The organism is Peribacillus loiseleuriae (assembly GCF_001183985.1).
Classification (GTDB): domain Bacteria; phylum Bacillota; class Bacilli; order Bacillales; family DSM-1321; genus Peribacillus; species Peribacillus loiseleuriae.
The window spans coordinates 3,407,760-3,428,392 of the sequence record NZ_LFZW01000001.1 but is presented as its reverse complement, the minus strand read 5'-3'; the positions used below and the strand labels follow the sequence as shown (position 1 = coordinate 3,428,392).

The 20,633-nt window shown below is 38.4% G+C and carries 20 protein-coding genes; 12 read left to right on the top strand and 8 right to left on the bottom strand.

Features of this window, described 5'->3' with window-relative positions:
* Window positions 1–98: 98 nt before the first annotated feature.
* Both AC625_RS15960 and vrrA read right to left on the bottom strand, forming a co-directional pair.
* Entirely contained in the window at window positions 99–1,043 is a 945-nt protein-coding gene (locus AC625_RS15960; protein ID WP_049682178.1) for a 4-hydroxy-3-methylbut-2-enyl diphosphate reductase, read from the bottom strand.
* A 317-nt stretch (window positions 1,044–1,360) separates the two neighbouring features.
* Window positions 1,361–1,996, bottom strand: coding sequence for a VrrA/YqfQ family protein (gene vrrA / locus AC625_RS25155; RefSeq protein WP_053178116.1), 636 nt, complete (start codon window positions 1,994–1,996; stop codon window positions 1,361–1,363).
* Between the two features lie 259 nt (window positions 1,997–2,255).
* Here vrrA and AC625_RS15950 point away from each other — a divergent pair, with 259 nt between their 5' ends.
* Entirely contained in the window at window positions 2,256–3,569 is a 1,314-nt protein-coding gene (locus AC625_RS15950) for a DEAD/DEAH box helicase (RefSeq protein WP_049682177.1), read from the top strand.
* Window positions 3,570–3,738: 169 nt separating this feature from the next.
* Window positions 3,739–4,632, top strand: coding sequence for a deoxyribonuclease IV (locus AC625_RS15945; protein ID WP_049682176.1), 894 nt, complete (start codon window positions 3,739–3,741; stop codon window positions 4,630–4,632).
* Window positions 4,633–4,882: 250 nt separating this feature from the next.
* Here AC625_RS15945 and AC625_RS15940 read toward each other — a convergent pair whose 3' ends face one another.
* The gene (locus AC625_RS15940) at window positions 4,883–5,203 is read right to left on the bottom strand and encodes a winged helix-turn-helix transcriptional regulator (protein ID WP_049682175.1); all 321 of its coding nucleotides are present in this window, start codon (window positions 5,201–5,203) and stop codon (window positions 4,883–4,885) included.
* Window positions 5,204–5,609: 406 nt separating this feature from the next.
* Between AC625_RS15940 and rpiA the strand changes: the two genes are divergently transcribed.
* The 6 genes from rpiA to AC625_RS15910 all read left to right on the top strand — a co-directional run bounded on the left by rpiA (window position 5,610) and on the right by AC625_RS15910 (window position 13,952).
* Complete coding sequence (gene rpiA / locus AC625_RS15935) at window positions 5,610–6,281, top strand: ribose-5-phosphate isomerase RpiA (RefSeq protein ID WP_049682174.1); 672 nt, start codon at window positions 5,610–5,612, stop codon at window positions 6,279–6,281.
* 318 nt (window positions 6,282–6,599) lie between these two features.
* Window positions 6,600–8,099, top strand: coding sequence for a glucose-6-phosphate dehydrogenase (zwf, locus tag AC625_RS15930; protein ID WP_049682173.1), 1,500 nt, complete (start codon window positions 6,600–6,602; stop codon window positions 8,097–8,099).
* Window positions 8,100–8,130: 31 nt separating this feature from the next.
* Window positions 8,131–10,125 carry a transketolase gene (gene tkt, locus AC625_RS15925; RefSeq protein ID WP_049682172.1) on the top strand — a complete coding sequence of 665 codons (1,995 nt, stop codon included), beginning with the start codon at window positions 8,131–8,133 and terminating at the stop codon, window positions 10,123–10,125.
* Between the two features lie 129 nt (window positions 10,126–10,254).
* The gene (gene gnd, locus AC625_RS15920) at window positions 10,255–11,148 is read left to right on the top strand and encodes a phosphogluconate dehydrogenase (NAD(+)-dependent, decarboxylating) (protein WP_049682171.1); all 894 of its coding nucleotides are present in this window, start codon (window positions 10,255–10,257) and stop codon (window positions 11,146–11,148) included.
* A 173-nt stretch (window positions 11,149–11,321) separates the two neighbouring features.
* Complete coding sequence (gene fsa, locus AC625_RS15915) at window positions 11,322–11,990, top strand: fructose-6-phosphate aldolase (RefSeq protein WP_049682170.1); 669 nt, start codon at window positions 11,322–11,324, stop codon at window positions 11,988–11,990.
* A gap of 432 nt (window positions 11,991–12,422) precedes the next feature.
* On the top strand, window positions 12,423–13,952 hold the full coding sequence (locus tag AC625_RS15910) for a DHA2 family efflux MFS transporter permease subunit (protein ID WP_049682169.1): 1,530 nt from the start codon (window positions 12,423–12,425) through the stop codon (window positions 13,950–13,952).
* A gap of 270 nt (window positions 13,953–14,222) precedes the next feature.
* Here AC625_RS15910 and AC625_RS15905 read toward each other — a convergent pair whose 3' ends face one another.
* Window positions 14,223–14,483: a DUF2624 family protein gene (locus tag AC625_RS15905; RefSeq protein WP_049682168.1), complete on the bottom strand. Its 261-nt coding sequence runs from the start codon at window positions 14,481–14,483 to the stop codon at window positions 14,223–14,225.
* A gap of 211 nt (window positions 14,484–14,694) precedes the next feature.
* Here AC625_RS15905 and AC625_RS15900 point away from each other — a divergent pair, with 211 nt between their 5' ends.
* From AC625_RS15900 to AC625_RS15890, 3 genes are read left to right on the top strand one after another with little or no spacing between them, the layout of a single operon-like run.
* Complete coding sequence (locus AC625_RS15900; RefSeq protein WP_049683777.1) at window positions 14,695–15,444, top strand: metal ABC transporter ATP-binding protein; 750 nt, start codon at window positions 14,695–14,697, stop codon at window positions 15,442–15,444.
* Window positions 15,445–15,461: 17 nt separating this feature from the next.
* On the top strand, window positions 15,462–16,301 hold the full coding sequence (locus tag AC625_RS15895; RefSeq protein WP_049682167.1) for a metal ABC transporter permease: 840 nt from the start codon (window positions 15,462–15,464) through the stop codon (window positions 16,299–16,301).
* A 15-nt stretch (window positions 16,302–16,316) separates the two neighbouring features.
* Window positions 16,317–16,733 carry a Fur family transcriptional regulator gene (locus AC625_RS15890; RefSeq protein WP_049682166.1) on the top strand — a complete coding sequence of 139 codons (417 nt, stop codon included), beginning with the start codon at window positions 16,317–16,319 and terminating at the stop codon, window positions 16,731–16,733.
* Between the two features lie 32 nt (window positions 16,734–16,765).
* On the opposite strand, the gene AC625_RS15885 is transcribed toward AC625_RS15890, so the two are convergent.
* Window positions 16,766–17,338, bottom strand: coding sequence for a 5' nucleotidase, NT5C type (locus tag AC625_RS15885; RefSeq protein ID WP_049682165.1), 573 nt, complete (start codon window positions 17,336–17,338; stop codon window positions 16,766–16,768).
* Between the two features lie 256 nt (window positions 17,339–17,594).
* Here AC625_RS15885 and AC625_RS15880 point away from each other — a divergent pair, with 256 nt between their 5' ends.
* A complete protein-coding gene (locus AC625_RS15880) occupies window positions 17,595–17,951 on the top strand; it encodes a DUF4190 domain-containing protein (RefSeq protein ID WP_049683776.1) in 357 nt (118 codons plus the stop codon).
* Between the two features lie 63 nt (window positions 17,952–18,014).
* Here the strand turns inward: AC625_RS15880 and ispG are convergent, their stop codons facing one another.
* From ispG to AC625_RS15865, 3 genes are all read right to left on the bottom strand, one after another.
* Window positions 18,015–19,115: a flavodoxin-dependent (E)-4-hydroxy-3-methylbut-2-enyl-diphosphate synthase gene (gene ispG / locus AC625_RS15875; protein ID WP_172796861.1), complete on the bottom strand. Its 1,101-nt coding sequence runs from the start codon at window positions 19,113–19,115 to the stop codon at window positions 18,015–18,017.
* A gap of 112 nt (window positions 19,116–19,227) precedes the next feature.
* On the bottom strand, window positions 19,228–19,551 hold the full coding sequence (locus AC625_RS15870) for a hypothetical protein (RefSeq protein ID WP_049682163.1): 324 nt from the start codon (window positions 19,549–19,551) through the stop codon (window positions 19,228–19,230).
* Between the two features lie 259 nt (window positions 19,552–19,810).
* Window positions 19,811–20,605 (bottom strand): DUF1189 domain-containing protein, encoded by a 795-nt coding sequence (locus AC625_RS15865; protein ID WP_049682162.1) that lies wholly within the window; start codon window positions 20,603–20,605, stop codon window positions 19,811–19,813.
* Window positions 20,606–20,633: the final 28 nt, after the last annotated feature.

Sequence of the window (20,633 nt, the reverse complement as noted above, 5' to 3'; positions counted from 1 at the left end):
CACCGTTTATTGTGTCATTTACATGTCACATAAACGATATATAGTAGATGTACGGTCTGACCCTTTTGTAATGAGATAGCCTCGTTTTGGTATTTACCTTAAGACTTTTGCTTGATTTTCGGCAAGATTTTATTTAAGGGTACTTTCTTTTCCGTATCCCAAGTCGACTCATCCTCAGGATCATATTTCTCTAAAAATGTGATGACTTCTTTCGTAATGGGTGTTGGGGTGGATGCACCCGAAGTAACACCAACTGTTTTCGCGTCTTTTAACCAGTCTAACTGAAGCTCGGAAAGATCAGCGATTCGATAAGCTCGCGTGTTGGCAATCTCAATGGATACTTGTGCAAGGCGATTGGAGTTATTACTTTTAGGGTCTCCGACAACAATCAGAACGTCAGCTTCACCTGCTTGCTTAGCGACGGCTTCTTGACGAACTTGGGTCGCCATGCAAATTTCTTTGTGCACGTCACAATGTGGATATTTCTCTTTCACTTTGTCCATAATCTCGACAACATCCCATTGACTCATTGTTGTTTGGTTCGTGACAATGATTTTATCGTCTTTCAGTGTCAGCTTCTCTACATCTGCAACCGATTCAACCAAATGGACCATACCTGGTGCAACTCCAAGAGCTCCTTCTGGTTCAGGATGGTTCTTTTTCCCGATATAAATAATTTGGTAGCCAAGAGCTGTTTTCTCCCGAATTAAATCATGGGTGACTGTAACATCCGGACAAGTGGCATCAATGCTTACAAGTCCCTTTTCAGTGGCTAATTTTCTAATTTCAGGAGAGACACCATGAGCAGTGAAAATGACGGTACCACCATCCACTTTCTCAAGAATTTCCTTTCGATTATTTCCGTCAAGCGTAATGATTCCATCCGCCTCAAAAGCATCTGTCACATGTTTATTATGAACAATCATTCCTAGTATATAAATCGGTCGTGGTAATGTTTTATCTAAAGCCGCATTACGAGCGATCACCATAGCATCCACAACGCCATAGCAATAGCCGCGCGGTGATATTTTAATTACTTTCAATGTGGTTCCTCCTTATATGGAAAAAGAAATCCATGTATACAATTAATATTATATAAGAGGTTACGAGATATTACAAAGAATGTTGGTAAGTTAAAAGAGGTTGTTCAAACAAATCGGTAAAAAAGCGTGCGAATGGTATCAAAGCTCATAAATGATTTGCGCGCGTTCTGTTCAAGTCCGATCCTCCCGTATTCCTGTATACGCGAAAGGTTTGAGACGATTGTTCCTCGAACTTCCCGGCTCTTTTTATCCTCCTTTTTGAACACACACTAAAAGCTAAAGTAATGAAAAGAATGCAGAGGGGGTCTGCATTCAAATTAGATATATAATTTAGGGCTCGAATCACCTGATACTGTTCTTTTTTTTCGAGGTTTCTTTTCTTGAACTTCTTCTTCCTTGACAGCTGTGTTCTCTGTTAAAGGGTCGGTGATATTTTCAACAGTTTCCTTTGGTGTTTCTTCAGCTGAATCAGCCGAGCCTGAGTTTTTCAGGGCTTGAAAAATCTTCCACATGGAGGGGATATTCTTAACAATTGGACTGTATTGCTGAATCATCGGCGTCACTTGTTCGGCTGCTTGTAATACCTTTTGTGTGTTAGCTAACATGCCTGAAAGTGCACCTGGATTTTTCAACGTTCCCAGAATTCCACCGGCACCTGCTTGTGCCGCTGCTCCTCTTGTTGCTTGACTAGCTGCAGAAGGTGGGGCGAATGGATTTTTAGAAGATTGGTTTTTATTTTTCCCTAATAGCTTGGATAATAGTCCACCCGACGAAGGTTGTTGTTGTGAACGGTTTCCTTGTCCTTGTCCTTGCCCGAAGCCGGCCCCTGGTCTCATAGTATTTCTAGCCTGTGGAGGGGGAAAGTTAGCCGGCCCAGAAAATCCATTTTGTCCTCTGAAGGATTGCGGATTTCCGTTCCCACGGCCCTGCCCGAACATTCTATTTGGAGGCATATTGTCACTCCTTTCTAATAAATTACCCTCGATGCGTGTTCCATATAAATTATGCATTGGAAGGAAAAAGGTTATCTGTTTTGGGTGACCTATTAAAAAGTGTATGTATAAACTGAATAGTTCATTTCCATTCGACACATCATTATTATGGAATAATATACGTATACTTGCGTATTACACCACTCTTAAACTATAATAAATAGATATGTCAAGGTTCTGATGAAGATTGGAAAGCCTGACGATTTAAAGGAGTTTTTAGATGAAGCAAAACAATTTTGAACGATTTAAGTTGCAAAGCTATATGATAGAGGCCGTGGAGGCATTAGGTTTTGATAAACCGACGGAAATACAGGAACGTGTGATTCCAGCTGTTCTAAAAGGGACAAGTCTAATTGGTCAATCGCAAACAGGTACGGGGAAAACTCATGCGTATTTACTCCCAATTATGAACAAACTTGATAGTACAAAAGAAGAAGTGCAAGCGATTATTGCAGCACCAACACGTGAGCTTGCCACCCAAATTTATAAAGAAGCACTTAAGATAGCTGAGCATTTTCCAGAGGAAGCCCCTCTTGTAGTTCGCTGTTTTATTGGCGGGACTGATAAGCAACGTACAATTGACAAGTTGAAAAACCAACCACAGCTCGTAATTGGTACACCAGGAAGAATTAAAGATTTGGTAGCGGACCAAGCACTTCGCGTTTTCACTGCAAATACACTTGTGGTCGATGAAGCGGACTTAATGCTCGACATGGGCTTCATAGAAGATGTTGACAAATTTGCTTCGAAAATGGCGCAACATCTTCAAATGCTTCTTTTTTCAGCGACCATACCTGAGAAATTAAAGCCATTTATGAAAAAATATATGAATAACCCGAAGCATGTCCAAGTCGATCCAAAACAAGCGGCTGCGGTGAAGATTGAACATGTCCTTGTGCCGTTAAAACATCGGAATAAAACGCAGTTGTTACACGACTTGGCTGTAAAATATAATCCTTACTTAGCGATTATTTTTACAAACACAAAGAAAATGGCAGACACTGTTGCGGATGCTCTTATTGAAAAGGGATTAAAAGTCGGCAGAATTCACGGTGATCTTTCACCGCGTGATCGCAAGAAAATGATGAAGCAAATTAATGACTTGGAATACCAATATATTGTAGCGACAGATTTGGCAGCTCGCGGGATTGATATTGAAGGTGTCTCGCATATCATTAACTATGAGCTTCCGTCAGATCTTGACTTCTATATCCACAGAACAGGGAGAACGGCACGTGCTGGCTATTCTGGAATCGCTGCAACCATCTATGATGTTTCTGACGAAGATGCATTGAATCGACTAGAAAAATTAGGTATCACTTTCCATGATACGGATATCGTAAATGGCGAATGGGCAGAAATTGATACTCGCAATAAACGAAAAAACCGTAAAAAACAAGGAAATGAAATCGACGAAAAAGCAAAGAAAATGGTGAAAAAGCCGAACAAAGTAAAGCCAGGTTATAAAAAGAAAGTTCAACGTGAAGTTGAAAGTTTCAAAAAACGAGAACGTCGCTTACAAAAAAAGAAATAAAGTGAGGCTTCCATCAGTGGGAGGGGTATCTCTCCCACTGATGGTTAGTTGAATCGATCGGGGATGTACAGGCTATTTATCCTTCACCTATTTTATCTTGATTCTCCCACGAAAATTGAAGTGGGGGTATTGCAGCCTGTTAAACCGGGATAAAAGTCAGGGGGATACGATGTTGAAATTAGGATCACATGTCTCGATGAGCGGGAAAGATATGTTGCTTGGAGCGAGCGAGGAAGCTGTTTCTTATGGTTCGAACACGTTTATGATCTATACGGGCGCTCCTCAAAATACGAGACGGAAGAAAATTGAAGAATTGAATATTGAAGCCGGGCAACAACATATGGCAGAACATGGGATTACCGATATTATTGTACATGCCCCGTATATCATCAACATCGGAAACTCGCAAAACCCGGCAACCTTTGAACTAGGTGTGAATTTTTTGCGAAGTGAAATTGAACGCACGGCGGCACTGGGGGCGAAACAAATTGTGCTTCACCCTGGTGCGCATGTAGGTGCTGGAGCGGACGAAGGCATTAAGAAAATTATTGAAGGCTTAAATGAAGTGCTCGTGTCCAATCAAGAGGTGCAAATAGCACTGGAAACAATGGCAGGAAAAGGAACTGAATGCGGTAGAAGCTTTGAAGAACTAGCGATGATATTCAACGGTGTTGCACTTCATGATAAATTGTCGGTTACCCTTGATACATGCCATGTCCACGATGCGGGGTATAATATTATCGAGGATTTTGATGGTGTTTTAAATGAATTCGATAAAATTGTTGGACTTGATCGTTTGAAAGTGTTACACATTAATGACAGTAAAAACGAGTGTGGCATGCGTAAAGACCGCCATGAAAACATTGGCTTTGGCCATATCGGTTTTCGTGCGTTGCGCTATATTGTTCATCATCCACAATTAACGGAGATTCCGAAGATTCTTGAAACACCATTCGTTGGTGAAGATAAGAAAAATAAGAAAGCTCCATACAAATTCGAAATTGAGATGCTAAAGAGCGATTCCTTTGATAGCAGTCTACTTGAAAAAATTGCATTAAGTTAAGAAAAAACAGCGAACGGATTCGCTGTTTTTTTCTTTTTATCGTGAAAGAAGCAGATAGGGGGATTTTAAAGAAACTAAAAAAAGGTGTGAGTTGAATCGAGTGATAAGTATGAGTAGAGTAAAATTAGTTGCACATTCAGTGAATGAATAAATGTCTTGAATGGTCCGACGTTTGTTAAATTAGAATGAAAGTGCATGTTGACAGCTGAAAAAACATCTCCTTATCCGATAAGAAGATGCTGCCCGTTCATTATAGCCATTTTTCAGCCCAATTCTCAAAGTAAGTAAGCGCTTTCGTTAATTCGGTCCCTTTTTTAGTTAAAGAGTATTCAGTCCGAATGGGGCGATCTGCAATCACATTACGAATAACAATGCCGCTATCCTCAAGTTCCTTAATTCGTTCATTTAGGACTCGCTTACTTAAGTTAGGGATGTAAGTAGCGATTTCGCTAAATCTTTTTGGCTCATCCTTTAAAGTGTAGAGAATTAAACCTATCCATTTTTTTCCTAATAAGTGATATGACTGTTCTACTTTTTCACACAGCTTCTCTTCTTGTTTTTCCTCAATCATATTTTCTCACCTCATATCTTTAGTATATTTCAAATCACATAGGGAACAAATAGTAACTAATAATGTTTTTGAACGATAATAAATTATATTCTATGTAATCATATAATAACACATAATACTTTTTAAATGTATGTTTAATGCCATTATTATAGATTTTAGTAAAAATGAGTAACGAAAAAATAGGTTATATAAAATTACTATGTTATTATTAATGTAATTCATATATTCTAATTAATACGACAAATCAAAGATGTTATATCTTTTTATTGTTTCAAACACAAAAATATGCTGGAAAATATATTTGAAAAATGTATAGTGGAGAATGTGCTTTAAAAAACAATACGAAAGTTGATTTCTAAAGTTGGTACAAGGCGTTGCCGAAAACATGATGTTAGGAGCGAGAACGGTGATTGAAAAAAAAATCGTAGGTGAAAAAGCAGTTGAATTTGTAAAAGATGGCATGACTGTGGGGCTTGGTACCGGTTCGACCGTTTATTATACGATTATTAAACTTGGACAATTAATGAAAGAAGGACTTACTATAAAAGGAGTCCCCACTTCCGTCGAAACAGAAAAACTAGCAATTGAATGTGGGATTCCACTCGCTAACATAAAAGAGATTGATCAGATTGATGTAGCGATTGATGGAGCAGACGAAGTGGATTCGCAATTAAATCTAATGAAAGGAGGTGGCGGAGCGCTCTTGAGAGAGAAGATTATCGCTAGAGCTGCAAAGAAATTTATTGTTGTTGCTGATCCAGCTAAAATCGTAAACCATTTAGGAGCGTTTCCCCTCCCGATTGAAGTAGTCCCATTTGGTGTGGAAATGACAAACGAACAGATTCGTTTATTAGGGGCGGAAACGAAAATTCGCTATAGCAATGGCAATCCGTATCAGTCCGATAACGGGAATTATATCATTGACGCTAAGTTTCCCAATATATTAAATCCCGTCACATTAGAACAAAAACTTAATATGATTCCAGGTGTTGTTGAAAATGGCTTGTTTAATCAAATGGCAAATGCTGTGATTACTTTAAACGCTGAAAAGAGTGTCGTGATTAAAAACCGTTCATGAAAAATAGGAAGTCGGCGTTTTTCACGGGCTACTCAAAACGAAACTTTTTGTTAGTGGTTTACAAATAATAATAAATTGATCATGTGGTGCCTATTGTGTATTATTTTAGGTGTTGCTTCGGAAAATAAATTCATGCAACAGCTTGAACTAAGTTCACAAAGTAGACACAAATTACTTGACTATAAATGATCCAAGGTATAACATGGTTATATAAAGTAACTCATGTAATAAAGAGTACCTGGTAAATTTTTCTTGATGAACTATATCCAAGTACAAAGATATCAACCATGTTTTTGTTAATTAAGGGGGAATAAAGGGATGGAGTCCATGACCTTTGTTTTATTCGGATCAACGGGGGATTTGGCGAAGAGGAAAATTTTCCCTGCTTTGTATAATTTATATGCAGAGCAAAAAATGCCTCAAAAAATCTCGATCATCGCTGTAGGAAGGAAAGAGATGTCAGATAGTGATTTACAAGCCTATGTGAAACGATCTTTGCAAACCTTTTCTAGAAGTATAATAGATGATGAAACTAGTTTGGCAGATTTTCTTAATGCTTTTCGCTATAGTCAATTTGATGCGACGAAGATGGAAGACTATCAATCATTACGTGACCTTGTTGAACAGAGAGAAAAGGAATTACATATTCCTGAAAATAGAATGTTTTATCTTTCTGTTGGTCCTGAGTTTTTCGATCTCATTGCTTTGAATATAAAAGAAAGCGGATTAGGTTCTACAAAGGGCTGGAAACGTCTGATTATTGAAAAACCTTTTGGGCATGATTTAGAATCAGCACGCCTCTTAAATGCAAACTTAACGAAAGCGTTTGAGGAAGAAGAAATATATCGAATTGACCATTATCTTGGTAAGCCAATGGTTCAAAACTTAGAAGCTTTAGAATTTGCGAACCCAGTTTTGCAAACGCTTTGGAACAATCAACACATCGCAAATGTACAAATAACTGCGAGTGAAACGGTTGGGGTTGAAGAACGAGCAGGCTATTATGATAAATCAGGTGCACTTAGAGATATGTTTCAAAATCATATGTTACAAATGTTAATGATGACAGCTATGCGAAAGCCAAACCGAATTAGCGCAACTGACATACGGAATGAAAAAAGAAAAGTAATGGAATCTCTTCGACCATTAACAAAAGAAGAGGTCGGATTACACATCATTCGTGGGCAATATACGTCAGGTAAAATGGGTGGAGAGCCGGTGAAAAGTTATCTAGAAGAACCAGGCATTAACCCTACTTCTATGAATGACACCTTCATCGCCGCTGAACTATGGATTGATAATTCATTTTGGAGCGGGGTGCCGTTCTATATTAGAACAGGCAAACGAATGAAAGAAAAGTCTACGCGAATTGTTATTGAATTTAAAGATTCTTCACAAGATCTATATAAGGATCAACATGAACAAGTGGCTCCGAATCTCTTAATCATTGAAATCAATCCAAATGAAAATGTTACATTACAATTAAATAGCAAACACCCAATGACTGGAGAAGTCGAACCGATAAAAGTCAATTTCACTTCCAATAATAAAGATGTACCTGAAGCCTATGAAAGACTCATCTATGATGCTTTTCGTGGTGATTCCACATTCTTTGCCCATTGGAATGAAGTAGAATTGGCTTGGGAATGGGTACAACCTATTATCGACGCCTTTTCTGAAGGCTCTGTGCCGCTCGCACATTATGAGTCCGGATCTTACGGGCCAAAAGAAGCAGATCAATTATTACAAAACACCGGTTTTAAATGGTGGTTAGATGAAGAAACTGTGGACTCGAAAAAGGAAGCTGTACTTGTTTAACAAATAAAAGATCATTCAGGGGGATAATAAAATGACACATAATATTGAAACTTTAGCCGTTAATACGATTCGTACTCTATCAATCGATGCAATAAACAGTGCAAATTCAGGACATCCTGGACTACCTATGGGTGCAGCACCAATGGCGTATGCTTTATGGGCCAATCATTTAGATCATAATCCTGCACACTCAAAATGGTTTAATCGTGATCGTTTCGTCCTATCTGCAGGACATGGCTCAAGTTTATTATATAGCTTGCTTCATTTAACAGGCTATGACGTTTCTATAGAGGATTTAAAAAACTTCCGTAAGCTTAACAGTAAAACACCAGGTCACCCAGAAGTGGGCCATACAGACGGTGTTGAAGCAACAACAGGTCCATTAGGTCAAGGAATTGCAACTTCAGTTGGAATGGCGATGGCAGAAGCACACTTAGCAGCAAAATTTAATCAAAAAGACTTCCCAGTAGTAGATCACTTTACGTATGCACTAGTAGGTGATGGTGACTTAATGGAAGGTGTAGCGTATGAAGCGATGTCTATGGCAGGTCATATGAAACTAGGAAAATTAATTGCTTTATATGATTCAAACGACATTTCTCTAGACGGAGAATTAAACCTTTCATACGGTGAAGATACAAAAAAACGTGCGGAATCTGTTAATTGGCAGTATTTACGTGTCGAAGATGGAAATGATGTTGAAGCAATCACAAAGGCGATTGAAGAAGCAAAACAAAACCTAGATCAACCAACTTTAATCGAAGTTAGAACGATTATTGGTTTCGGTAGCCCGAAAGTTGCTGGAACGAATAAAGCACATGGTAACCCACTTGGTGCAGAAGAAGCGAAAGCGACAAAATTAGCGTATGACTGGAATTATGAAGAAGATTTCTACGTACCTGAAGAAGTAAAAGCTCATTTTGCAGAGTTAAAACAAGCTGGTGGCAAAAAAGAAGAACAATGGAATACATTATTTACAGCTTACCAAGAAGCTTGTCCAGAATTGGCAAGTGAACTTTCTGATGCGATTGATGGAAAAGTGCTAATTGAAGCACAAGACATTTTAACTTTTGACACAGATAAAGACGTTTCAACTCGTGTGGCGAGTGGACAAGCCATTAACCACTTTGTTAAAACAGTTCCATCTATTTTTGGCGGAAGTGCAGATCTTTCAGGTTCGACAATGACGGATATTAAAGGCGAAGCAAAATTTGCTGTTGAATCATTTGCTGGTCGTAATGTGTACTTCGGTGTTCGTGAACACGCAATGGGAGCAGCAGGTAACGGGATGGCTCTTCACGGAGGCGTAAAACCATTTGTTAGTACATTCTTTGTCTTCAATGATTATTTACGTCCATCTATCCGTTTAGCTGCAATATCAAAACTTCCAGTAACATATGTGTTTACACATGATTCCGTTGCGGTAGGAGAAGATGGTCCAACACATGAACCAATCGAACAATTGACGGCTCTTCGTGCGATCCCTGGCCTTACAGTGATCCGTCCAAGTGACGCCAATGAAACAGCAAGTGCATGGGCATATGCATTACAAAACGTGGATGGTCCAGTTGCGTTAGTTCTAAGCCGACAAAACTTGCCTGTGTTTGAAGAAACAAAAGGCAATATTGAGAGTCTTTCTAAAGGTGCATACGTACTAACGGAAACAAATGAAAATCCAGATCTTATTTTAATGGCTACAGGATCTGAAGTATCGCTTGCTGCTAGTGCGAAAGCAGAACTTGAAAAAGAAAATGTATCGGTTCGTGTTGTGGCAATCCCAAGTTGGGAGCTTTTCAATAGCCAATCAAAAGAATACCAACAACAAGTATTACCGGCTTCCGTTACGAAACGTATTGCATTAGAAATGGGTATTTCTCTTGGCTGGGAACGATTTGTCGGCCATGAAGGAAGAATCTTATCGATTGACACATTCGGAGCATCTGGTAGCGGAGCATCTGTATTAGAATACTTTGGCTTTACTACAGAAAATGTTGTGAAAATCTCAAAAGAATTACTAAATGCTTAATCAAGAATTTACACATGATTTATAAATAAACCAGCGCTTTCTAATGGACTGGATGGATTTATTCTTAAAAAAGGAAATTAGAAAGCGCAGGATTTATACATTGCTTGTACTATCTTAGGAGGCGTCATCATGAAAGTCGGATTAATCGGTTTAGGAAAAATGGGATTAAATCTCGGTCAAAATTTATTGGATCACAACCATGAAGTGGTTGCATTTGATGTAAATCCCCAAGCAGTTCAAGAAATGAAAAACTTTGGTGCAACGGGAACATCTAGCTATCAAGAACTTGTTGACAATTTAGACAAACCTAGAGTCCTTTGGATCATGGTTCCTCATTCTGTTGTTGATTTGGTCATCGATGAAGTGAAACCTTTCCTTGAACCTGGAGATATTGTGATTGAAGCTGGTAATTCCCATTATAAGGAATCGATTCGCCGTTACAATTACTTTAAAGAAATTGGGGTAAACTTCTTAGATGCGGGTACTTCTGGTGGAATGGAAGGAGCTCGTAATGGTGCCAATTATATGGTAGGTGGCGATGCCGAAGCGTGGTCGATCGTTGAACCTATTTTCCGTGATACCTCTGTAGAAAATGGCTATATTTTTACAGGTCATGCAGGTGGCGGACATTTTCTAAAAATGGTTCATAATGGTATTGAATACGGAATGATGGCTGCGATCGGTGAAGGTTTCGAAATCCTAGAAAAAAGTGAATTTGACTATGATTATGAAAAAGTCGCGAGAGTTTGGAACAACGGATCGGTTATTCGCTCATGGTTAATGGAATTGACTGAAAATGCCTTCTCGAAAGATGCGAAATTAGACGAAATCAAAGGCATTATGCATTCTTCAGGCGAAGGTAAATGGACGCTCGAAACAGCTTTAGACCTTCAAATGGCGACACCAGTCATTGCGATGTCCTTGTTAATGCGTTATCGCTCATTAGATGAGGATACGTTTACAGGGAAAGTTGTCTCAGCACTCCGCAATGAGTTTGGTGGACATGCTGTAGAGAAGAAGTAAGAAAGCAACAACACAACATCCATGAGGGTCTGCCTTAAAGCCTAACGGTAAACAAGGTTAGATTCTAAAAACTGAATCACCTTATGAAAGTGGCGGTGTGGAGCTGATTTTTTAGAAACCCCGCCCCTTTTCCACAGAAAATAATTTATATGAAAATATGGGGGTAATTTATAATGAAATTTTTTATCGATACTGCGAATCTTGAGGATATTAAAAAAGCGTATAAAGTTGGCGTTCTTTCTGGCGTAACAACAAATCCATCTTTAGTGGCTAAAGAAGGCGTTAAATTTGAAGATCGTATTGAAGAAATTCTACAAGCTGTACCAGTTGTTGAATCTGTATCTGCAGAAGTAACTCCTGCTGCCGTTTCAGCTGAAGAAATGATCGCAGAAGCAGAGGAATTAATTAAAATCAATGGTGGAGATAAAAAGGTAACCATTAAAGTTCCGATGACTTTAGCTGGTTTAGAAACGACTCGTTATCTTGCAGCAAAAGGTGTTAAAGTTAACGTAACTCTTATTTTCACTGTGAACCAAGCGCTTTTAGCAGCTCGTGCAGGTGCTGCTTATGTATCACCATTCTTAGGTCGTTTAGATGATATTTCTGAAGATGGCGTTCAATTAGTAGCGAAAATCGCTGAACTATTCCGCGTTCATCAATTAGATGCACAAATCATTGCCGCTTCAGTTCGTCATCCAGATCACGTAACTCGTGTAGCAATGGCTGGTGCTCATATCGCGACAATTCCTTACAGTGTCATTGAGCAACTTACTAAGCACCCACTTACAGATCAAGGCATTGAGAAATTTGCTGCTGATTGGGAAAAAGCTCCTAAAAACTAATTGTTAATAAATGAAGACCATTTGTATGGTTTTCTATGAGGCGTTAGTTTCTTGTCAAATTACCTGGAAGGAATTATTTCAGGTAATTGTAAAGAAGCTATCGCTTTTTATGTTGAAAAAATGGCTGTAATAAAATGAAGCAAAATGGCACTAACGAAATCGATTTTTAAACCAGCCCATCATTAAAACATATTTTCCTTTGGTATGTATTCGAACATAATCTTCAGCATTTTCTACATCATCTAAGCTACCTGCCTCATACGATATCACCTTGTTGTGAATTTGAGCTATCTGTATAAAAATAACCACATTAGTTTAATCTAATGCTGTCTAAGTTATTTTAGAATTGCAAAATTAGAATCGGTATTATATAATGTGTAATCGGAACATAAGTATAAAAAAATGAACTATGAGTTCATAGGGGGAACATGAATGAATCAATCAATGAAAAAGACTGATCGTCCACCGTACGGGATTCTTGCGGTGCTGATGATTGGTGCTTTTATAGCTTTTTTAAACAATACTTTACTAAATATCGCTTTGCCGTCGATTATGAAAGACTTAGAAGTGGGGACATCGACTGTACAGTGGCTGTCTACAGGTTTTATGTTAGTAAACGGAATTTTGATTCCGACTACGGCTTTTTTAATTCAAAAATATTCTGTACGTAATCTTTTCTTAACAGCCATGCTCTTATTCACGCTTGGTACGATTTTAGCTGGTTTTGCCCACGCATTTCCGCTTTTATTAATTGGTCGAATGGTTCAAGCATCTGGATCAGCCATTATGATGCCATTGTTAATGAATGTCATGTTAACGAGCTTTCCTGTGGAAAAAAGGGGGGCGGCGATGGGAGTATTCGGTTTAGTGTTAATGGGGGCACCAGCCATTGGCCCGACTTTATCAGGCTGGATCATTGAAAACTATGACTGGAGAATGCTTTTCCACTTTGTGACACCTATTGCTTTTATCGTTCTTTTGATCGGCTTTTTCTTGCTTAAAGATAAAAAGGAAAAAGTGGATATCCGTCTTGATCTACTTTCAGTTCTTTTATCAAGTCTGGGCTTTGGTGGGTTGTTATATGGCTTTAGTTCTGCTGGTACGAAAGGCTGGGATAGTCCACTCGTATATGGGACATTAATCATTGGAGTCATTGCATTGGTTACGTTTATTTTACGTCAATTTAAGTTAGAAAGACCAATGCTTGAATTTAGAATTTATAAATATCCAATGTTTGCTTTATCATCAGCCATTTCCATGACGATTACGATGGCTATGTTTTCGGCTATGATCTTGCTCCCTATTTATGTCCAAACGATTCGCGGAATATCGCCAATGGATGCAGGGTTAATGTTGTTGCCAGGGGCGATCTTGATGGCCGTCATGTCACCAATTAATGGGAAGTTATTTGACAAGTTCGGTGGACGTATATTAGCCGTCATTGGTTTAGCGATTACTACAATCACGAGTTATTATTTCAGTAAGTTAACTCTTGATACGTCTTATACGTACTTAATGGTTTTATACTCAGCCCGGATGTTTGGGATGTCAATGGTGATGATGCCAGTTTCGACAAATGGTTTAAACCAATTGCCAGCACGTTACTATCCACACGGGACGGCGATGAACAATACCATGCAGCAAGTATCTGGTGCCATTGGTACGGCATTATTGGTAACGATTATGTCCAATCGCAGCGAAACGCATGCGACTGAAATAGCTGCAAATGCAATGAAGAATATAGTAGGTCAACCATCAGCCGCACAAGCTGTAGAAATGAAACAGCAAATTATGATGCAAGCGATGTTAGAAGGAATTAATGATGCATTCTTAGTAACTGTTGGTATTGCCGGTGTTGCTCTAATTTTAGCTTTCTTTATAAAACGATCCAAACAAGCGGAAGATATAATAGGAAGAAAATCGTCCGATAAAAAGGTTGCAACGAAATTAGCGAAGAATTAATTTTAATACGAGTGATCTCACACTCGTGTCATATAAACTTTATATAGTTGGGGATTTTGGTTTAAAACTAAAGGGTCAGACTAAAAACAGCCATTATAAACGGTACAGTCCCTGCAGTGAAAAAAGGAATAAAGCATGAAGGCCAAAGACAGCCTCCATGCTTTATTCCTTATTTTTTAGCTATGCTCCAAAGACGTGCGAAACCAAGGGTTTACAGGAATGATCCAAAACCCATTTTATCTAAAGTGGTGTTTAACATAGCCAGTTTTTTTAGAAATTTGCAGTGAGTTGGGTAAAAAGCTTTGCAATTTGATTTGCTGTTGAAGGTCCTGCAATTTCTGCAATTTCGTTAAGTACATTTTTTCGCTGGACAGAATCAAAAACATTTATATTTCTCCCGGCTAGTATGCGGCTAATACTGTGCGCATCTTTTTGGGTAAGGCTGACTCCATGCTGACCTGCAATGGATTGCAATTCATGGGCCTGAATTTTATTAATTTTGTGATTGATCATCGTTTCAAATAATTTCACCTATTTGACCTCCTTATTTGTTAACATATAGTTAACATATGACGGAAGTGAACGGAAGTGAACCATACTTTACATTTAGTACAGGCTATTTTATTAGTCAAAAGGCTTAGTTTCTTTACAATTGGCCTTATTTCTTATATACTACTTTAAGTAAATCGTAACGATTCTTATAAAAATAAAATAGGTGATTAAATTGGGAGATAAGAAAGTGATGCCGATTATTAAGGTTGAGGATATTTCCTATAAATATTCAAAAGATCTTGTTTTAGAAGATGTCTCTCTCCAAGTACCTCAGGGGGCCTTTTTAGCGATTGTTGGTCCAAATGGTTCAGGAAAGTCGACATTGCTGAAATTAATTCTCGGCGTATTGAAGATACAAAAAGGGAATATTGAATTATTTGGGCAACCGATTCGTCAGTTTAAAGATTGGCAGAAGATTGGCTTTGTTTCGCAGAAAGCTAATTCATTTAATTCAGGTTTTCCGGCAACGGTATTTGAAGTGGTGCTAAGCGGATTAACGAAAAAAATCGGTTTATTTAAAATTCCACGTAAAGAACATAAAAAGAAAGTGGTCAAAGTGCTAGAGTCTGTCGGCATGCTTAGCTTTAAGGATCGTAATATAGGGGAGTTATCTGGAGGGCAACAGCAAAGGGTATTCATTGCTCGGTCTCTCGTCAGTGAACCAGAATTAATGATTTTGGATGAACCAACAGTAGGTGTTGATCAAAAAAACGTCCAACAATTTTATGAAATTCTTGAGATGATGAATAAACAATTAGGGATTACGCTTATTTTAGTTACTCATGATGTCGCGACTGTAACAGATAAGGTGACGCATGTTGCGTGTATCAATAAAACCCTGCACTTCCATGGAGATGCATGTGAATATAACGAATTAAATGAAGAAGAACTGTCCTCTATATACGGTCATGGGGTTCAGCTACTCAGTCATAATCATTAAGAGGTTGGAGGTCACCCATGATTTCGGGTATTTTGCAGTATGAATTTTTACAAAATGCATTTCTAACAGGCTTGATTATTGGTGCGTTGGCTCCTCTAATCGGCGTTTTCGTAGTGGTACGGAGAATGTCGATGATCGCGGATGCTCTTAGCCATGTCGCCCTAGCAGGAATTGCATTTAGCTTATTATTAGAAAAGAACTTTATTGCATTGGCGGGTCTGAATCCATTGTATATGGGCATGACGTTCTCCGTTGTAGGTTCTTTATTTATTGAAAAGTTGAGAAATGTGTATAAACATTTTAAAGAGCTTGCAATACCGATTATTTTATCGAGTGGAATCGGTTTAAGTGCGATTTTCATTTCGCTTGCAAACGGCTTTAATACGGACTTATATGGCTATTTATTCGGCAGTGTTAGTGCTGTTAGCCGAACAGACTTGCAACTTATTATTATTGTAGCTATCTTTGTTGTCATAACACTAGTCTTATTATATAAAGAGCTTTTTTTATTGTCTTTTGACGAAGAACATGCAAAAGCATCAGGAATTCCTTCAAAAGTCATTCATTTTATTTTCATTGTTATGGTTGCGCTTGTCATTGCTGCGTCGATGCGGATTGTAGGGATTTTGCTCGTTTCTTCCCTAATGACGATACCGGTTGCGGCTAGTCTTCGCTTTGCAAAAGGCTTTAAGCAGATGATGTTTTATTCTGTGATATTCGGTGAGGTTTCAGTCATTTCCGGTCTGTTCTTATCATATTATCTCGACCTTGCACCTGGTGGCACTATCGTCATGCTTACTGTATTAATATTAGTTATCTCGATTCTTATAGGAAAAATCAAAACACGATTTGCGTAAGGAAGGGTGATTCTTATGAACGTAACAACAGCGATGCAATTATTAAAAGATAAAGGCTATAAACATACTGGGAAACGAGAAGAAATGCTTCAATTATTTTCTTCAAGTGATAAATATTTAACTGCGAAGGATGTTCTTGAAAATATGAAATCGGATTATCCAGGGCTTAGCTTTGATACGATTTACCGTAATCTTTCCCTTTTTGTGGACTTAGGGGTATTTGAAACAACAGAATTAGCTGGTGAGAAGCATTTCCGTTTCACTTGTGGCCATCATTCCCACCATCACCACTTTATTTGTTTAACGTGTGGAAAAACGAAGGAGATTGAAACTTGTCCCATGACGGATTTAAATGAAAGTCTACATGATTATGATATCTCTGGTCATAAATTTGAAATTTATGGAAAATGCCCGAGCTGCATTAATTATTAAAAAAACCATCATAGAAGATGGTTTTTTTGCAGCTATAATGAATCTTTTACCCAATTCTCTACCCATTTTTCCGCTTCATGCCAATGGTAAACTCGAATAACGCTGTCAGGAATGGGATCTTGATTGTACGGTGTATCGAATAATAATACTGGGATATTACATTCTTCTGCAATAGCTACAGCATTGTCATGTTTGTCTTCAATAAAAAGATCGACCTCGAATTTCTTCGCAGTCGCTACTTTATCATGTGATCCGATCAATTCAATATGTTTGTATTGTAATTCTTGCTTTGAAAACCAAGATTCTGTTACTTCCAGCATGGCATTATTTCTAGCACTAATAAAGTAAAGCTCATGCGAATTTGCCCATTTATGCAAAACCTCTTTTGCACCGTCTACGAGAATGGATTCAGCATAAATAATGGGTTCATTCTCGATAAACCACTTAGAAAATTCTTCTTCGGGAACATTTACAAAAGGATTGAAGTCATATTGATTAATTTCTTCATATGTGAGTGATAATTGAAAAGCTTTATTTAAATATGGAACAAATGTATCAGGTCTAGTAATTGTTCCATCGATATCAATGCCTAGTCGTTTTCGCAAGCTAGTTATCCTCCTTATCCGATCTTGCTTCAAGTGTACCATTAGTAAATGTAACCATGCAAAGAAATAATTTTCATGAGGTTTTTGACCATAATCACATACACTATAAATGCTCCTAAAAACGAAAGTGAGGGATGCACGTATGGAAGAAGATCGATATTCCAGCATGGATGATGAAAAGAGGAAATCCAAAAAGCTTGAGACAGTGGAGAATCGCTTAGATACAACGGCACTGGATGAGGAAGATCAGGTAGTAATATCAGATATTAATCGCAGTTATGAGACTGTACCAGTAGTGACTGAGCAGAAAGACATCTCTTCCCACCGGTATGATGAAGAAACATCTGCAGAATTTGCTGAGCCAATGGGCAACCGTGCTTACTCAGTAAGAGAGCATGATGATCATGATGGAAAAACAGGAACGGGGTTTGGAGCATTCGCATTGATTGTGTCCATTCTGTCTCTGTTCTTCATGCCAGTAATCTTAGGAATTGTCGGGATTATCCTTGGATTCATTGCTCGCAGGAGAGGGGCTTCAACCCTTGGTGCGTGGGCAATTGGTGTTGGAGTGGTTTCCATTATCGTCGGAATCTTTATCATGCCGTTCTTTTAAAAAGGTAAGATTAGGGGCAAAGAGAAAGGCCTGGATCAATTCCAGGCCTTATCTTTTCATTATTTATTTCGCAGCTTCTGCTTCAGCCCGTTGTTTAGCATAATATTCTTCAGCAATTAGATCGATTTCTTTTTTCAATTCTTCAACCATTGTTTCTTCGGGAACTTTACGGACGGTTTTTCCATGACGGAATAATAGTCCTTCACCACGTGCTCCAGCAATCCCGATATCCGCTTCTTTCGCTTCACCAGGACCGTTTACCGCGCAGCCAAGAACAGAAACTTTAATCGGTGCTTTAATGGTTTGAATATATTCTTCCACCTCATTAGCAATACTAATAAGATCAATTTCAATTCGGCCACAAGTTGGGCAGGAAATCAGTGTTGCCATGTTTGAAGCAAGCCCAAATACTTTCAATAGCTCACGAGCAACTTTGACTTCTTCAACAGGGTCAGCACTTAAAGACACACGCATCGTATTCCCGATACCTTTGCTTAAAATTGCACCAAGTCCTGCTGAACTTTTCACAGTTCCAGAGAATAACGTCCCTGACTCCGTGATTCCAAGATGAAGCGGATAATCAAAAGCTTGAGAAGCTTTGTCATATGCTTCTATGGCTAAGTTTACATCAGATGCTTTCATGGAAACGATGATATCATGAAAATCAAGGTCTTCAAGAATTTTAATATGATGAAGAGCACTTTCTACCATTCCGTCAGCTGTAGGGTAGCCGTATTTCTCAATAATCCGTCTTTCAAGCGACCCAGCGTTTACACCAATTCGAATGGGAATCCCTTTTGCTTTTGCTGCTTTTACAACAGCTTCTACTTTTTCACGACGACCAATATTACCCGGATTGATCCGGATTTTATCTGCTCCGCCTTCTATAGCTAATAAAGCAAGCTTATAATCAAAATGAATGTCTACGACAAGTGGAATGTTAATTTTTTTCTTAATTTCTGGTATTGCTTTCGCCGCACGTTCATCAGGGCAGGCTACACGTACAACTTGGCAACCAGCTTCTTCGAGACGCAGGATTTCCGCAACCGTTGCTTCAACATCATGCGTTTTCGTTGTTGTCATACTTTGTACAATTACTTCGTTATTTCCGCCAATTGTTAAGTTTCCAACTTTAATTGGACGAGTTTTCGTTCGATGTATTATTTCACTCACGTGGAATTCTCTCCTTTAGGAAAAAATCATATTTCGGTACGTCTTAATGACCGCTTTACCTATTGTAACAATCTTATGAGTCTGTTGACAAGGATTGAATCTTTTATTCATTATAGAAGGGAATTTTATACGTATTGCCAATTTGCATGGCTTCAGGCTTAATTCCATTTAAATTCTCAAAATCCGAAATGATGGATTCGATGGAAAGAGGAAGTGTACCTTCCTGCTTTTTGATTAATGATAATAGCGAATCTCCTGCACGTATCTTGATTTCTTTATATGGAATTGGGATAATTTCTGAAACAGGAGTCGAACTAGCCTCAATGGTTCTCACAGTTGATTTAGTAGGAAGCGTTCCTTTTGTCATATCGTAATAAATGATAAAAACGGTAAAACAAATCGATAAGAAGAGCAACATTTTTTTCATGAACGTCCTCCCAGCCTGTCTTTCTTTTATGTATATGTAAATCTATTCGGACTATGCCTAAAATTGGGCAGTCTTTTACCTATGATTTCTAAGTTTCGGGTGTGCAGGCAATCCGATACGAGGCGTAACGTGGACTAAGGAGGATGCATCAAATTCGTTGAGGGAATATCTTGAAGGAGCATTCTGTGAAAGGTTTGCTTATGGAGTATAGAAGATGATGCGTTTAAAAAAGGACATCGATATCGATGTCCCTTCGAAATTATTTAGAGTTAGTAGGTTCGATTCTATCTTGGTTATTCGATACCTCTTTCAGGGTTAAATACAACATGATAATGGTAACGAACCAGTTTATGATTGAACCGTATGGGACAGCCGTTTGAAAAGCAGCCATGATCGTGAAAAAGATCGTCGGCAATGTGATACAGTAAGCTGCAATTCTCCAAAGATGACGATAGGAAAGGCCACGGCCGAGCGAATTATTGAAAAGTAAACCAAACATAGCAAAAATAGATACTTTAATAAACAATAATGCTGACGTAAATAGGAACATTGCTAGAACTAGTATAACAATAGCTACAGGTAAAAGGGATGTAGCAGTGTCTAGCATCTTTTCAATATCTTTGTTTGAGATAGATTGTCCTTCAAGTAAGGAGTAGGGACCTGTTTGAATTTCTCCTCCTGTCGTAAAGACAAATTCATTTTGTAAAAATCCGATAGCGGTTATCGATTCTCGAGCAATTTGCTGGGCAGTGATTTCGCCGCTGTCGTCCATGTAAATTGTCATATTATTCTTCTCGATAATAACAGGTTCTTCACTAGTATCCGTTAGTATTCCATTCTTTATTGTGAAATCAGGCAAATCTTCCGTAAATGTTGACTGAATTGCAGGAATGCTTGCTGAGATTGCCGTACTGAAATAAATGGCAGAGGGAATAATGGAAACGAGAGAAAGGAAGAAGATGAACAAGATTGTTTTTCCGATTCCTTGATTTCTGAAACTTGCGATGTCTTTCGGTGAGTATAAACTTAAAATAAATTGTTTGAAAATATTCATTCTTCACAGCCCTTTTTATGAAATGGTT